Here is a 16,832-nt window from a genome sequence, read left to right on the forward strand (position 1 = left end):
ATTTTTTAGATGTTGCCTCTCTAAAACCCACTTAATAAACCCATGCCAAAGTATAGCTGGGGCTTTTTTATGAGCAAAAAGAAAAGCCACCGGAAACCGGTGGCTTTTGCACAATGAAGAAGACTACTACCTAGTATTCTTATCTATCTACTTTATTAATCAATTTATACTTGCTACTGCACATCCCACCACATTCTAGTGTAGTTGTGGTCTGCACCCTGGCGCTTAACAACCTCGTCATAACCGGCTTGGTTTAGTGCTCTGGCGTTAGATGGATAACCCATTCTGCGTGGTATACCTCTGGCATCTACTGCATCCGGAGCTGCCGTTAATACAGGATACCCGGTTCTTCTCCAGTCGGTCCAGGCCTCAAAACCGTTCTGATACTGGTGCACCCATTTCTGCGTGATGATCTTTTGCAAACCGTTTGTGGCAGTGTAAGCAATTTCTGGCTGTGCAATAAACTCATTAAACTTAGCCTCATTGTACACACCCCAGAACTGCCACGAAGCTTTGATGCCATCAGTATACAGAGTTGCTGCTGTACCACTACCCGGAACAGAGAAACCTCTGTTTAGTGCCTCAGCTTTGGCGAATAGCACCTGCGCATAAGTAAAGATTGGGGCAGACGCACCCGCATCCTGCAGCGCCGAACCGATACGGCTATAGATACCCGGTATATTTTTGGCTGCCGAGCTACCGTATGGCAGTGGCTTAACCTCACCGTTTAGAACCTCGCCATATACAAAAACACGAGGGTCTTTCGTATCTATCATATAATTACCTAATCTTTCACTTATGGCGTAGTCGTTACGGTTGTCATTAGAATAGTTCTCATACCAAGGATTCCAGTTATGCGGATCGCTGCCTATAAAGTCAAAGGTTACGTTCTGAGCATTGCTTTCAATAACACCAGCGTTAAGAGCAGCGGCCATTTCTGTCTGTGCTTTGGCTGGATTAACCTTCATTATACGCAGCGCCATGAACAGGCGCGCAGTGTTGGCAAAGCGCTTCCAAGCTGCCATGTCACCATTCATCAGAATGTCACCTGTAACACCTGCTTCGCCTTCATTAATCATGGCTACAGCTTCCGTAAGTTCTTTAAACAAGTCATTGTAAATATCTTGCTGTTTGTCATACTTGGGCTGCAATACCTCATTCCCTTTAAGTGCATCAAAGTATGGGATATCACCATAGTTATCCGTCAGAAACCAGAAGTAATAGGCTTTTAAGATACGCGCTACCGCTACCTGATTATTTTTAGAGCCATTACCTGCCTGGTCAGCCAGTTTATTGTCCTCTTTGTTCAGGTTAATGATCGTCTGTAGGTTGTACAGCGGCCCCGTATACCAAGACGTCCAGGACAGGTTTCTAACGTTGTATAGCGACGCTGCCGGGTATGGACCTTCAGACAGGTACTGCGAGTAGAAGTTCAAGTGAACCGTTGAATAGCCAGCAACATTCCTGATTGGTGTGTTCCAGACAGTGAAAGGAAGCTGCTGCAGCGAGAATGTCAGTAAGGTACGCGTTGGTGCCTCAGTTACCCTTCTCGGGTCTACGTTTGTGTCCTCAAAGTCGCTTGGGTCGCATGCTACAATAGCAAAAACCAGCGCAATGAAAAGTATGAATTTATTTTTCATGGTATTAAGTCTTTTGATAATTATAATCTAACTCTAAGGTTAACACCCATTGTGCGGGTAGATGGCAATTGGCCACCTTCGTACCAGGTATTCTCAAGTTCTGATGGGTCTATACCGAACTCTTTTCCAGGCGCAGAAATCAGCCAGGCATTGCTCACCATCAGGCCAAGGTTAGCACTTTTAATCATGCTGCCCAGAACTGACTTAGGTAGTTCATAGCCTAAGCGCACTTCACGTAACTTCAGGTAGGAGGCATCAATTACGTTAGCATTGATATTATCGCGCTGCAAAGCTGTGTAGAAGTATGTTCTTGCCGGAATGTATGTAGTATTCGGCTTTCCGTCTGCATAAACACCAGGAATCAAGATACCACCACCGTTCGAAGGGAAGTCTCTCCAATCGTTTCCTTTGTCGTTTACCCCAACTGTGTTCTCATGCAAGCCGGTACCATAACCATACAGTTTCGTAAGTGAGTGGAAAAGGCCACCCTGCTGGAAATCGATGGAGAAGGCAAGGCTAACACCTTTGTAGCTAAAGCTGTTAAACAAACCACCTGTAAAGTCTGGCTGAATAGTGCCACGCTCTTTGTTAATGTCGTAAAGTGGAATACCGTTAGAACCTACAATTACACGGCCTTGATCATCGCGCTGCCACATACGGCCAACCAGCATACCCCACTCCTGGCCTACTCTGTGCTCCAAGCGTGTATCGTTACGCTGTGTAGAGGCAAGGTAGTTTTCCAAACCATCGGCAAGCTCTACAATTTTAGAACGGTTTCTACCGAAGTTAACCGCTACATCCCAGGTAAAGTCGCCTCTGAATGGAGTTGCATTTACACTTGCCTCAATACCTGTACGCTGAATTTTACCAGCGTTAATCTGGTACTGGCTAAAACCTGTTGCCGGGTCAATATTAAGGCTAAGGATCTGGTCTTTGTTGTCGTCTTGGTAGTAAGTTAATTCAACTCCAACTACATTAAAGAAACGTAAGTCAGCACCTATTTCTTTCGAAGTAGTCAGGGCAGGCTTAATGTTGCCTGTTCTATACTCATTGCCGATTTGTGCAGATGGCGTTGATCCGTAAGGTTTCTCACTGTCTATCGCAGTAAATACTTCGTAAGGATCTAAGTCAGCGCCAACTTGTGCCCATGATGCTCTTAATTTACCGCTTGTCAGCACATTCTTAAAGGCATCGCTGTTAATAACCTCGGTAAATACAAAGCTACCGCCAACAGATGGATAAAAGAACTGGTTGTTTTTAACCGGTAGTACAGAAGACCAATCGGTTCTGCCGGTAACATCCACAAACAGGAAGCTCTTATAGCCAAAAGATGATCTTCCGTACACACTGCGAACTTCTTTTCTACTGTATCCTCTGGTTATAAGCGGACGAGCGATAGAGTATTCTATATCGAATGTATTAGGGAAGCTTAAGCCACCCTGAGTCTCTTCTTCCAGTTGGTTATAGTAGTTTTTGCGTAAGTTACCGCCAACCATGGCATCTACGGAGAAGTCTCCGAACACACGCTTGTAAAGCAGGTTTGACTCATAGTTCATCTCACGAACAGAATTCTGGTAAATAGAATACCCGTCTGTGTTCAAACCACCCGAAGCAATCCTAAAGTCTCCTTCAGAATTTCGCTGGCTCATACGTGCGAACGACTGCCAGGTAAAATGGTCGTTTATCTTATAGCTAAGACCTAAGTTACCTACAATTCTGTTTGAGTTTGATGTGCCGTAGTTCTCGTTAATCACAAAGTATGGAGAATCCCAGTACTGCGGAGCGAGGTACAGTGACGGATCACCAGTTCCGTTCGGGTCGCCAATGTTCCAGGACTGTAGCGAACCGTCTGGGTTACGATAGTTCTTTAGCCTTTCAAAATCAAGCTGGCGCTGGAACCACTGGTTAAAGTTCTGCGTCACGTTCAAACCATCTAAACGGTATCCTTCCTGTGGTCTGCCGTCCTGTCTGTTTGATGTAAATGATAGATCAGCAGATGCTGTTAGTTTTTTTGTGATATCAAGAGATGTATTTAAACCAACCTGGTGCTGATTGCGCTCTGCATTTGGAATAATAAGCGTGCGGGTTTGGTTAGCATAAGTTAATCTATACAGGAAGTTATCAGCACCACCGCTGAAAGCGATACTGTTGTTAAAGTTTTTACCTGTTTCGTAGAAGTTTTTTATGTTGTCTGGCTGCGCTACGAGTGGCACAAGCTTACCAAAGTCGGCACCAGGGTACCACGACCAATAAGGTCTGTACAGTTGGCCATTCATTTTAGGCCCCCAGCTTTCGTCAGCACCGTAGTCTATAATGCGCTGCCCGTCAAAAGATGCCCAGCTTTCCGGGTGAGTTCCTGGCTTATACTTAAAGATATAGTATCCTTCGCTATCATAAGTTGAGCCAGGAGACTTTGCGTTTGATGAGTAACCACCTGCATACTGGTCCTGGTAAGGCATCATAACAGATGGGTTTTCGAAAGCAGCAGAAAGATTAAGCTCCACTGTAGGTGTGCCACGCGTACCTTTTTTACTGGTAATCATTACCACACCGTTAGCAGCACGCTGTCCGTAAAGAGCGGTTGCAGCAGCACCTTTTAGTACAGAGATACTCTCTACGTTATCCATGATCACAGCATTTTGATCAGTGATCGTACCATCAACAACATATATTGGCGGCTGGCTGGTGTTCAGGCTGTTTGCTCCCCTGATCACGATATTACCATTATCGAAGTTAGAGCTTGGCGAACCTTGTATCTGCACACCAGCCACTTTACCTACCAGTGCTGTACTTACGTCATTCGATTTAGCGTACGTCAGGTTTTCGCTGCTTACGGCACCAACTGCGTAAGGCAATGTCTCCTTTTCACGCTGATAACCAAGAGCTGTTACAACCACTTCGTCTAGTTGCTTTGTATCCAATGGCAGGCTCACACTTACCGTTGATGAGTTTCCTATGGTCCGTTCAATTGTCTGGTAGCCTATAAATCTGAATACAAGAGTATTTCCACCCTCTGGTATATTCAAGGAATAGGTACCGTCTACAGCAGTAGCAGTACCCACTGTAGTGCCTTTCACCAGTACTGCCACACCTGGCAGCGGCTGGTTTGTAGTAGCATCAGTTACTTTACCAGTAACTGCTCGCACCTGAGCCATCGCCTGTTGCAGCAGGGCCGATATCAGGATGAAGCATAATAGTAAGGTTTTTTTCATTGTGCTTAATGTTTAAGGTTAAGTAATTGGAATAGTAAGTTTTGTAATTATAAGCGCATAGCCTCAGCTTAACTGAAGGGTATGAATGGTGTAGTCAATAATACAGCTCGTCTAACTTACTATACAAATAAGCCAACAATACAACAGTATAATTATACTTATGTATAATAGTGTGAGTGTATGCTCGTGTTTAGTTATTTAACACGCACAAATAGGACGAACTTTATACTAACCCAGGCAGCATATTTTGAATTTTTAAAATATGAAACTGCACTAAAGCTTAAGAAATATAAAAGGACAATATTAAACAGATGCCTGTGGAGACACTTAGCTTAATAGGGTTTTGATTTAGGAAAGAGAATAGGGGGTTGCGGGTAACAGCGGCTAACAGGCTAATTTATAACTAGCTTATTCCGGATCAAGATGAAAGGTACCTTGTAAATTTATTTTCCATAGTAGCTTGTTTAAGTTGAGACGTAACGAATATTGCAATTCCTGCATTAAAACGCAAATGATTTTTAATCTTTTTTTAATGTAAAATTAATATCCTTTTAATTTGGTGTGTTATGTGGCTACATGTCTCACAAACAGCATTTCACATTTTAGATAACGTGTCTTACACTCTACTATATAACGTTTAATTACACAACTACTTCATTTGCGGCATGGACGCAAGTATAAAAAGAAAAGCCACCGGAGACCGGTGGCTTTTACCTAATGAAGAAGACTACTACCTAGTATTCTTATCTATCTACTTTATTAACTTATTAATCAATGGCAGAAACTATTTAACATCCCACCAAGCTTTAGCTCCTTTGCTGTTTGTTCCAAAGATGCTTACTGCTTTCTTGTAGTTCTCAGCATTTAATGAGCCCTCAACAACTGGATAAGACATTCTGAAAGGAACTGTATCTACTTCCGGGTCAAGAGATCCATCAGCAGGAAGAGCAAAGATCTCCTCGTTTGTGTATGGATCTTCGAAGTCTAATCTCAGTCTTTCCAACCATCCCTGTATACCCTGGCCATACATAGCGATCCACTTCTGAGAACCGATTGCATCCAGCGCTGTTTCAAGGTTAGTTGCTACATAAGGCACATTAGCAAGGTAAGCTGTATACTCTGCATTACTTAAGCCAGCAAAATCAAATGACGCTTTAATACCTTTAGCATAGTGCTCTGCAGCTGTTCCTGCAAGACCTACAGATAGGTTTCTGGCAGCGATTTCAGCTAGCATGAACTCTACTTCAGAATAGTCAAGGAAAATAGTTGGAGCTGTAGCACCAATAGTATAATCACTTGGTAAGCTTACAATCTTAGAGTCACCGTTAGATGTGCCGCTGCTGCCATCAAGGCCATACACTTCACCTACATACTGCTTGTTACCCTGAGCATCCAGGATAGCCGTACCTTTATTGTTCAAAGGATCAGCGTAAACAGCAAGTCTTGGATCATCATACTTCTGCAAGTACTCTACAAAAGGCTCAGAAACTGCAAAATCAACACGCGTTTTGTATGCTTCGTTTAGCGGGTTGTTGTTTGGAGGGCTTGACACCCAACGGAACATAGCGCTTTCAGAGTTGCTCGAGATGATACCACCGTTAGCTGGATCAAGAGACTTCCTGATAGCCGTAATAGCATCTGCCTGGTTTACATCGATCATGCGAAGTGCAATTCTCATACGAAGAGAGTTGGCAAACTTCTTCCACATGGTCACATTTCCGCCATAAACAACATCACCTTTAGCAAAGCTTGGCTTAGAAGGATCAAGTTTAGCAATCTGCTCCTCAAGTGTGCTAAGTAAACCAGCGTATACTTCTGGGCCTGTATTGTAAACAGGAGTTGCTATTTCGTCGTTGATAGCCTCTTTGTAAGGGATTGGACCACCATAGATGTCAGAGATATAGTGGTACGTCATCACCTTCATGATTTCGGCGATGGCGATTCTGTTCTCATAACCTACAACTTGCGCCTCCATCTCAATCTTCTGCGCTTCTACAAGCTCTCTTAGCACGTTAGCATAGAACTCGTTCCACATCGTGTTGTTAGATCCTTCACGAATCTGGTAACGGCTCTCATCAGCGTAATAAGTAGATGCCCAGTACTGAGAATAGTACATGCCCATACGGCCATTATTCCAGGCATCGCCAATGTTGGTTGCAAAGTTATACTGTGCTGTTGTCAGCAGCTGCGCCGATGAGGCTGTAGATGGTTGGTTCGGGTTAACGTTCATCTCCTCGAAGCCTTCTGTACAAGAAGCTGTGAGCGAAACAAAAGCTGCACCTAGCAATATTTTCTTATATAATTTCATATTAGTAATTCTAATTAAGTATGTGAGACTACAGACCTAGTGATAGCGTGAAACCATAAGAACGAACTGATGGAAGCGCACCACCCTCTATACCCTGAATGTTAGTGATAGAGTTTGTAATGTTAGAAGGGTCGATGTGCTCAGAGTTCGAGCTGATCAGCCACAGGTTTCTGCCTACAAACGAAAGCTTAACATTGCTGAATGGAGTCTTTTTAACCAATGTTCCTGGCAGTGAGTAACCAAGAGACATCTCACGCAGGTAGATATAGCTAGCGTCTACGATATCAGCAGCACCAATTCTGTAACCAGCGTTGTAGAAGAAGTAGTTACCAGCAGAAACAACTTTTGTGTTCTCGCTACCATCAGCCAATACACCTGGCGTAACCATACCGTTCTCTCTAATGTCGCCGGCAGCAGTTTCCTCAAGGATACCTGAGTATTTACCCCACATCTGCGTAGTAGAGAAGAAGTCACCACCTTTCTGGAAGTCAACAAGGGCAGATAGAGAAACGCCTTTATAACGGAATGTGTTTGTAACACCACCAGTAAAGTCAGGAAGAACTGAACCAATCACTTTCTGCTCGCTTGATCTCAGGTAGTAACCGTTAGCACCAACAACTTTGTTGCCGTTGTCATCATACACATAGTCATAACCTACGATAGAACCGAAAGACTCACCTTCACGTGCCTCAAGACGAACTGCAAATGGTGCGTTTACAAGAACGATAGTTTTCTGATCATCTGTCAGCTCAACAATTTTGTTTTCGTTTTTAGCCCAGTTAACATTTACATCCCAAGAGAAGTCGTTTGTTCTGATTGGAGTACCGTACACATTTAACTCAACACCTTTGTTCTCGATAAGACCTGCGTTAATCCACTTTCTTGTATGACCTGTTGCTGCAGAACGGCTGATAGCAAGAATCTGGTTCTCAGTTTGTCTGTTGTAGTAAGAGAAGTTTAGGCCTAATCTGTCGTCGAATGCTCTTAGCTCAGTACCTACTTCATATTCTGTAGTAATCTCTGGCTTAAGTTCGTTGTTTGGCAGCGTGTTTGGCACAGAAACCCTTGAATAGCTATCAAATGGCTGGTTCAGGTTGTAAGAAAGAAGCGTGTTGTAAGGGTCTGTATCGTTACCTACTTTCGCAATACCAGCACGTAACTTAGCCATGTTCAGCCAAGAAGCACCGATCAGGTCTGTGAAGATATAAGATGCAGAAACCGCTGGGTAGAAGTATGAGTTTGCATCAGCTGGCAATGTAGACGACCAGTCGTTACGAGCAGTTACGTCTAAGAACAGGATATCTTTGAAGCCGAATGATGCACTACCGAACACAGAGTTGATTTGCTTCTCAAATTTTTCTTCGATTATACGAGGGTTACCTACTGATGCACTCAGGTTATAAACTGAAGAGCTCAAACCGTCAACAGTTGTACCAAACATCGTAGCACGGTTCTGCTTCATTCTGTTAGCACCAACGAAAGCGTTTAATGAGAATGACTCGCTCAGGTCTTTATTAAAGTTAATTACACCCTGCAAGTTGTTCTCCATGAAGTTGATCTTGTTCAGGCTGTAAGAAGGAATAGACTGAGACCCGATCGCGATACGCTCTTCCTGCGTCTCAGAGTAAGTATCCGTAGAGCTTCTTACATCAATAGTGATGTTGTCTGTCAGCTTATAGTTTGCTGAAACGTTACCGAAAATACGATTTCTTCCGTCGTTCTGGAAGCTCATGTAACGGATCCAGTATGGGTTGTCAGTGTACTTTGGCTTAGGGTTATCCCATGCAGTACGGTTCCAAGTTAACTGTGTACCATCTGGCAGCATATAGTTTTTAGCACGGTCGATGTCTAGCTGGCGCTGACCCCACTGTGTAAACTGCAGCATTAGGTTGTTGCCATCGTAACCTGTACCCGGACGGCCAACAGCCTCGTGTGTTACGTAGTTGATGTTAGTAGAAACTGAAAGCTTCTCAGACAGGTTTAATGAACCTGTGAAACCAAGGTTGTGACGCTCCAGCTCAGAGTTTGGCAGGATAAAGTCCTGGTTCAGGTTTGAGTAAGATAAACGGAATGCACCTTTATCATTCGCACCATCAAAAGCGACTGTGTTAGTAAGTGTTGTACCAGTCTCAAAGAAACCTCTGATGTTGTCTGGCTGAGCTTCCCACTTAGCAAGTGCACCAAAGTCAGGGTTGCCGCTGTCTTTGTCCCAGCTCCAGTAAGGACGGTAAAGCTGTCCTTCGTACTTAGGACCCCAAGACTCATCCACGTTATAATTTGGCACCAGATCATAGCTTCCTTTACCGTCGTTGTCATTGTATGTACCTTGCCTTCCGTCTGGAAAGGCTTTAGCTCTTTCCTCTGGAGTCAAAGCATCATAGTAAAGCTTAGTAAAGCCAAAACCACCGCCGTACTTATCCTGGTAGTCAGGCAATTTGTAAACGCGGTCCATTGTGTAACCTAATGTATAGTTTACACCAATGCCATCTTTCTTAGAACCTTTTTTAGTAGTAATAACGATTACACCGTTAGCACCACGGCTACCGTAAAGAGCTGTTGCAGCAGCACCTTTCAGTACAGTTACCTCAGCAACATCGTTCGGGTTGATGTCCTGGATGGCACTACCGTAGTCGTAACCACCACCACCACGCTGCTGGTTAACTGAGTTGGTGTTTGAGTTTGCGATCGGAACACCGTCTACTACGAACAGAGCGTTGTTGTCACCGTTGATAGAGCTTACACCACGCATGGTAACTTTAGCAGAACCACCCATTGCACCAGAGTTGTTACCAACCTGCACACCGGCTACTCTACCAGAAAGTGAGTTAACTACGTTTGTCTCACGTACCTGGCTTAGCTCGTCGCCGCTTACTTTCTGTGCAGCATAACCAATAGACTTTTCTTCACGCTGGATACCAAGGGCAGTTACAACTACCTCGCTAAGCTGCTGCGTGTTAATTGGAAGAGCCACGTTAACAGTGTTATTAGCACCGATGGCACGCTCTATTGTTTGATAGCCGATAAAGCTAAATACAAGGGTATTGTTACCTTGTGGAGCATTAAGTGTGTAAGTACCATCTGCAGAAGTTGCAGTACCCACAGTAGTTCCTTTTACTAATACTGTTACACCAGGCAGTGGCTGTCCTGATGTTGCGTCTGTCACCTTACCGGTGATTGCCCTACTTTGTGCCATTGTTTCTGGCACAAGAGCAGAAAGCAGAAATAGACATAGAAGTACTATCTTTTTCATTACTCTGTTTGGTTTAAGGTTAATTGATTAATAAGTAATATTTAGTGTAAAACCAGGGCCTATTGCCCTAGCCTAAGGGAAGCCTAAATGTTATAGCGCCGGGCTTAATCAGATTTTCCTGCTACACCAGCACGGCACTAAGAAACATTCGTCAGAAGCAAATCTGCATGCTACACTCTGTTAGCGTTAGCTAGCGCAGTTCACTGGAAGTTGGTCTAGTCAACGACTTAACCAAGCTCTTTAAAATGTGTGTGGTAATTGTGGAATTAATTGTTTCTCTGCTTAAGTAGCATTTGCACAGCAGGCAGAGAGATGGTTTTAAGAAAATTTCAAGGTTAGTAGATGTTAATCATTCAGCTGCTTTTAGTGTTCAACATTAAACTCTTACTATATAAACGCTCTTTAGCTAAAAAGCCAGAGCTACTATAGGGCACTGTATATCTCAACAAACTGATGTATAATTACTTAGGAGACTTACTGCTACTGTAGTGCTTTATATGGTTAGCAAGCACATTTTAAATTGATGTTTAGACTCTAATATATCCGGTATTGATCTGCATATAATAACCAGTTTAAAGGCGGCTATTCGGGATAATTAGAGAAGGAGCAGAACCTATTCAGAGCAGCAAACGGTACTTTTAAAATAAAGATGCGAGGGAGTCAAAATCTCTGATTCGGATAAAAACGTATTTCCGACATCTAACTTTAATTAAGTAAGCCCGCTGCACAGCGGAATAGGAATAACCTATCGCATAAGTGAAAAAATATCACTTAAAGACCTGCTCAAAAAGATTTATGGGAATAAAGAAAAGGCGAAGGAGCTAGCGCTATAACAATGAATTGAATTGACAGACAAAGTAAGTCTTTCCATTTTAATGTTTGTTTAAGGTGAGATTTATGTCAAGTTTAAACATTAAAATTATAGATTACAAATAGCGCCTAAAGTTTTTGAGCGGAGACATAACCTCAATTTTTGCAAACCAAACACTCAAATCTTGTAAAACATTAATATACAAGACACTATATACACATACAGTTACCAGACTAACTTCTGTTTTTAAATTTGTGGGAGGTATACTTTTTTTCATCTGCTGCAGCTCTATGGAGCCTCAGATAAAGTAATGTTAAACATATACTGGAGAGCAGACGAGAAGATCATCGGGTAAGTATAAACACTTTATCAGTTAAACCTGCTGCACGAAGTCAGTAAAAACAGAAGAGCCTGGTGTTTAAGCCAAGCTCTTGATTAAAGAAGAAGGATATCGAATTCGAAGCTATTGCTAGCTAAATATATTGTAAGTTATATACGCCATAACATAAGCTAAACCACTCATGTACAGCAACTGCGCCAGCGGCCACATCCAGCTTTTTGTTTCGCGGCGAACAATAGCCAAGGTACTTACACACTGCATGGCGAAGAGGTAAAAGATCATAAGCGAGAAGCCACGGGCAGGTGTGAAGAATGGGTCTCCGTTCTCATCTTTCTCAGCCATAAGCTTATCTTTGATAGTAGAGACATTTTCTTCTTCGCCTATACTATAAATGGTAGACATAGTACCGACAAATACCTCACGGGCAGCAAAAGACGTAAGAAGCGCAATGCCTATTTTCCAGTCGTAGCCAAGCGGCCTGATAACCGGCTCCATAGTGCGACCAATGATACCCGCATACGACGACTCCAATTGATGAGAGGCGATAAGGTTTTCTGTTTGAGTTTCGTTCAGGTTTGCCTGCCTGGCCTCTGCTACAGCACGTTGCTCTGCTATTTCGAAGCTGTTGCCCGGGCCATAAGAAGCCAGTACCCAAAGTATGATCGAGATAGCTACAATTACCTTTCCGGCCTCCAAAACAAATGTCTTTGACTTCTCAACTATTGTCAGGCCTACGTTTTTCCAGCGCGGCATTTTGTACACCGGAAACTCCATAATGAAGTAGCTCCGCTCTCTCGCCTTAAGTATAACTTTCAGCAACAACGCAGAGAATATAGCTGCCAGGAAACCTATCAGGTACAATCCCATCAGCACCAGTCCCTGCAGGTTCAGGAAGCCCAGGTAATATTTCTCCGGCACTACCAATGCAATCAGCACCGTGTAGACAGGAATACGCGCAGAGCAACTCATCAGCGGCGTTACAAAGATGGTAATCATGCGGTCTTTCCAGTTCTCTATTGTTCTGGCCGACATAACAGCCGGTACCGCACAAGCCACTCCCGAAATAAGCGGCACCACACTTTTACCGTTAAGGCCAAACTTACGCATGATCTTATCCATCATAAACGTAACACGAGCCATGTAACCCGTTTCTTCGAGTATAGCTATAAAGGCAAAAAGTATAGCGATCTGGGGCACAAAAACTAATACCCCACCCAATCCAGCTATTACACCCTCCGTCAGCAGGTTTACCAGAGGCCCCGAAAAGTTACTTTGAATCAATCCATTCAGGCCGGCTATACCTTCGTCTATTAAGTCCATGGGATAGCTGGCCCAGGCAAAAATTGCCTGGAAGATCAGAAACAGGATGGTAAAGAAAATGAGGTAGCCGAAAACTCTGTGTGTAAGCACTTGGTCCAGCCTGTTGCTGAACTTTTCGTCTTTGGTGGCTTTCTCTACCCGTACTACATCCAGTAGTAGCTCATTGATGCGCGTATAGCGCTCAATGGTTTCGTTGGCCTGCAGGGTGTTTGACTTAAAGCCGTTTTCTTCTGTTGCTTTTTCAAGCCAAGCCACGTCACTTTCAGACAGAAAGCGCAGGTTTTTATACTGGTGTGCGTAGTGCAGCGCCAGATAATCGTTGTTAAGCGAGAAACGCTCTTTTATACTTTGCAGCAGCGGAATCAGCTCCAGCGGAATCTCAAAGAAGGATGATGCGGATGCCTCCAGCTGTTGTGTCATCACGATTTTAAGAGCTGCCACGCCTATGCCTTTGCGGGCATTCATGGGAATAACAGGAACTCCAAGCTCACGCTGCAATGCCGGTATGTCAATCTTCACCCCCTCCTGCTCGGCCACGTCCACCATGTTCAAGGCTAGCACGGCCGGTATTTTAAGGTCTGAAAGCTGCGTAAAAAGAAGCAGGTTACGCTTTAGGTTTGATGCGTCGGCGGTAACGATTACAAGGTCAGGGTAATAGTTAGATGCCGGATCGTAAAGCAGGTCTGTGATTACGCGCTCATCCAGAGACTTTGGGTAAAGGCTATAAGTACCTGGCAGGTCTATTATTTCGGCTCTGAGATTTGGGGTAAGCTGGCTATAGCCGGTTTTTTTATCAACCGTAACACCCGGAAAATTACCTACCTTTTGGTTGAGCCCGGTAAGCTGATTAAATAAAGACGTTTTACCTGAGTTAGGATTGCCTACCAAAGCTATTTTAGCCACTGACTGGCTTACAGCAGCTTTTTCTGCTTTCGTTACTTCAGGTTGGGTAGTTACAGTCATGTAATAAGTTACTGCTTAAGCAAAATTGTTTCAGCCTCATCTAACCGCAGCGAAAGTGTATAATCATTCACGATAATGGTTACAGGATCGCCGAAAGGTGCACGGCTATTCATTTTAACCTCGGTACCAGGTATACAACCCATTTCCAACAGCTTTAATCCCATTTCCGGGTCCTGAAGGCAACAAATCACCCCGCTCTCCCCTATCTTCAGGTCTCGCACACTTTTGCGTCCTTCTGTATCTTCTACCGTTTTTCGTACCACTCTAGCAGTTTTTATTTAGACTGTTTACAAACAAACGCAAGTTACTAGGTGTTCAACTTTAAAGCAAAAGTTTTGGCTTATTGTATCAAATCAAACAGGGTGATATACTTCATTGTTTGTGAAGCCAGCTCTATCTTCTCATTTAGCTCTCTTATAAACAACCTAAAATTTGCATTTCAGGAACAGCCTACTCCGCATAAAACACCCGTTTCACACGTGTGCTCACATTCGTCAGGAGCTCATACGGAATAGTGCCGATGCGCTGTGCCAGTTCTGTCAGTGTTAGCTGCGGCCCGAAAACAACAACTTCGTCTCCGGCTTGCACATCTGCGCCGGTTACATCTACCATGCACATATCCATACACACGTTACCAATAATGGGGCAACGCTGTCCTTTGATGATTACCTCCCCCACACCATTACTGAAGCGGCGATCATAGCCGTCGGCGTAGCCAATGGCGATGGTGGCGATGGTTTTATCGGTGTCTGCCCTGCCTTTGCGGCTGTAGCCAACGGTATCGCCTGCTGCAATCTCTTTAACCTGCGACACAGTAGTTTTAAGTATACTTACCGGCCGCAAAGCTTCCTGCTCAGCGCCGGTTGCCTCTACCCCATACAAACCAATCCCCAGCCTGGCCATATCCAGTTGATGCGTTGGAAAGCGCACAATACCTGCAGAGTTAAGAATATGCTTGATCACTTTATACCCGATCCTCTCCTCTAGCTCGGCGGCCATACTTCTGAAACGGGCAATCTGCAGATTAGAAAAATCGTTATATATGGCTTCGTCGGCACCGGCCAGGTGGCTAAAGGCACTTACCACCTGCACGTGCGGATAATGGTGCAACAAGGTGAAAAGTGTATCGAAGTCTGCTTCTACAAAGCCGAGGCGGTGCATGCCTGTGTCCAGCTTAAGGTGAATTTTGTAATTTATACTTTCCTCCGTCGAATCCAGAAATGCTTTCAGCAGCTCCAGGGAATAAATCTCAGGCTCCAGGTTATACTGCTTTATTTTGGCAAAACTGTCCGGAGACGGGTTCATGACCATGATCGGTAATACAATTCCATGCTCCCGCAGCATCACCCCTTCGTCTGCATATGCCACTGCCAGGTAGTCTACTCTGTGGAACTGCAGCAGGTTAGCTACCTCAAAGCTACCGCTGCCATATGCAAAAGCCTTTACCATTACCATCAGTTTGGTATCCGGGTTTAGCTTGGAGCGGTAAAAATTCAGGTTGTGCACAAGGGCATCTAAGTTTACCTCCAGCACCGTTCCATGTACCTTCTGCTGGAATGCGTGCACAATTTTCTCAAACTCGAACACGCGCGCGCCCTTCACTAGGATCACCTCGTTTTTATACTTATCCGAAGAAAACCGCTGCAGGAAATCTGAGGTTGAAGTATAAAATTCGGCAGGCAGCCCAAACAGGTTTTTATACTTGCTGATGACAGGACCTATGGCAATTAGGCGTTCTACATTATGCGCCTGTAGCAACTCCGCTACCTTACTGTACAGTTTCTCTTCCTCCAGGCCCGACTCCAGCAAATCGGAAAGTATAACGATGCGTTTTCCACGCTGCGGCTGGCTGGCCAGCAAATCCAACGCAATAGCCAAACCTGCCAAATCATTGTTATAGGTATCGTCTATCAGGTAGCAGCCGTTAATAGCCTCTTTCATCTCGAGGCGCATGGCCACGGGGTGCAGTTTATCCAGGCGATCTTGAATCTCGGCCAATGGCAGGCCTCGGTACAGCAGAAAGGCAAGGCAGTGAAGCGCGTTCTCTACAGAAGCATCGTCGGCAAAAGGAATGGATAGCCTTTGCTTCTGTCCCTTGTATGTATAAACCACAATGGTTTTATGGCCTGCCGGGGTAGCTGCATTAATAAACAGGGTGGCATCCGGGTACTGCCGGCTCCAGGTAAAAGATGTAATATGCTGGCTTTGAACAGCCTCGTGTATCTCCTGGTAATCAGAGCAATAAAACAGTAACTCTACACCTGAGAACAGCTTTAGCTTCTCCTCCACCTTTTGCTGCAAAGAGTTAAAGCCCTCGTTGTGGGCACTGCCAATGTTGGTGAAAATACCTATAGTGGGTTGGATGATCTGCTGCAGCCGCTGCATCTCGTTTACCTGTGAAATGCCTGCCTCAAAAATGGCTAAAGTATGGTTTGCTTCCAGTTGCCATACACTCAGCGGCACACCCAGCTGCGAGTTATAGCTGCGCGGACTCTTCACAACCAGCTCATCAGGGCTTAGCAGCTGCGCCAGCCACTCTTTCACAATCGTTTTGCCGTTGCTGCCGGTAATGCCCACTACAGGTAGGCTAAACTGCTCCCGGTGCCATGCAGCTAGCTTTTGCAATGCCTCTAGCCCATTGCGCACCAGCAATATGTTTGCCTCCGGGTATAGCTGTTTCAGCTCGTTTGGCTCACCGTGCTCTAACACAAACTGCCTTACACCCTTGCTGTACAGCTGCTGCAGGTACTGGTGCCCGTCGTTATACTTGCCTTTGATGGCAAAGAAAAGCGTGCCGGCCGGCTGGGAAAGCTTACGGCTGTCGGTAAGCAGATGCACCAGAGACATGGGCTGCACGAGCTGCACAACTTCTCCTTGTATTACTTTAGCAAGCTGTTCTAATGTAAGCATGGCACATGGTTTATACTTGTATCAAAGATAGGAGGAGGAGTTAAGAGTTAAAACGTAATATAAAGTAAATATGCAGCT

Annotated in this window: 7 protein-coding genes; all 7 read right to left on the reverse strand. The window is 44.5% G+C overall.

The features are described from left to right. Nucleotides 1-173: 173 nt before the first annotated feature. The 7 genes from H8S84_RS18200 to H8S84_RS18230 all read right to left on the reverse strand — a co-directional run bounded on the left by H8S84_RS18200 (nt 174) and on the right by H8S84_RS18230 (nt 16,754). Nucleotides 174-1,640: a SusD/RagB family nutrient-binding outer membrane lipoprotein gene (locus H8S84_RS18200; RefSeq protein WP_187068815.1), complete on the reverse strand. Its 1,467-nt coding sequence runs from the start codon at nt 1,638-1,640 to the stop codon at nt 174-176. 20 nt (nt 1,641-1,660) lie between these two features. Then, nucleotides 1,661-4,852, reverse strand: a complete 3,192-nt coding sequence (locus H8S84_RS18205) for a SusC/RagA family TonB-linked outer membrane protein (RefSeq protein WP_187068816.1) — start codon at nt 4,850-4,852, stop codon at nt 1,661-1,663. Between the two features lie 784 nt (nt 4,853-5,636). Beyond that, on the reverse strand, nt 5,637-7,160 hold the full coding sequence (locus H8S84_RS18210) for a SusD/RagB family nutrient-binding outer membrane lipoprotein (protein WP_187068817.1): 1,524 nt from the start codon (nt 7,158-7,160) through the stop codon (nt 5,637-5,639). 28 nt (nt 7,161-7,188) lie between these two features. After that, on the reverse strand, nt 7,189-10,410 hold the full coding sequence (locus H8S84_RS18215) for a SusC/RagA family TonB-linked outer membrane protein (RefSeq protein WP_187068818.1): 3,222 nt from the start codon (nt 10,408-10,410) through the stop codon (nt 7,189-7,191). A gap of 1,280 nt (nt 10,411-11,690) precedes the next feature. Next, nucleotides 11,691-13,844, reverse strand: coding sequence for a ferrous iron transport protein B (gene feoB / locus H8S84_RS18220; RefSeq protein WP_187068819.1), 2,154 nt, complete (start codon nt 13,842-13,844; stop codon nt 11,691-11,693). Between the two features lie 8 nt (nt 13,845-13,852). Then, nucleotides 13,853-14,107 (reverse strand): FeoA family protein, encoded by a 255-nt coding sequence (locus tag H8S84_RS18225; protein WP_187068820.1) that lies wholly within the window; start codon nt 14,105-14,107, stop codon nt 13,853-13,855. A gap of 187 nt (nt 14,108-14,294) precedes the next feature. Next, nucleotides 14,295-16,754, reverse strand: a complete 2,460-nt coding sequence (locus tag H8S84_RS18230; protein WP_187068821.1) for a bifunctional UDP-N-acetylmuramoyl-tripeptide:D-alanyl-D-alanine ligase/alanine racemase — start codon at nt 16,752-16,754, stop codon at nt 14,295-14,297. Nucleotides 16,755-16,832: the final 78 nt, after the last annotated feature.

This window comes from Pontibacter cellulosilyticus, from assembly GCF_014306105.1.
In the GTDB taxonomy this organism is placed as follows: Bacteria; Bacteroidota; Bacteroidia; order Cytophagales; family Hymenobacteraceae; genus Pontibacter; species Pontibacter cellulosilyticus.

What these genes read in the sequence shown, in the direction of transcription:
- H8S84_RS18200 (WP_187068815.1), bottom strand. Translation starts at nt 1,640, where the DNA reads ATGAAAAATAAATTCATACTTTTCATTGCGCTGGTTTTTGCTATTGTA.
- H8S84_RS18205 (WP_187068816.1), bottom strand. Translation starts at nt 4,852, where the DNA reads ATGAAAAAAACCTTACTATTATGCTTCATCCTGATATCGGCCCTGCTG.
- H8S84_RS18210 (WP_187068817.1), bottom strand. Translation starts at nt 7,160, where the DNA reads ATGAAATTATATAAGAAAATATTGCTAGGTGCAGCTTTTGTTTCGCTC.
- H8S84_RS18215 (WP_187068818.1), bottom strand. Translation starts at nt 10,410, where the DNA reads ATGAAAAAGATAGTACTTCTATGTCTATTTCTGCTTTCTGCTCTTGTG.
- feoB (WP_187068819.1), bottom strand. Translation starts at nt 13,844, where the DNA reads ATGACTGTAACTACCCAACCTGAAGTAACGAAAGCAGAAAAAGCTGCT.
- H8S84_RS18230 (WP_187068821.1), bottom strand. Translation starts at nt 16,754, where the DNA reads ATGCTTACATTAGAACAGCTTGCTAAAGTAATACAAGGAGAAGTTGTG.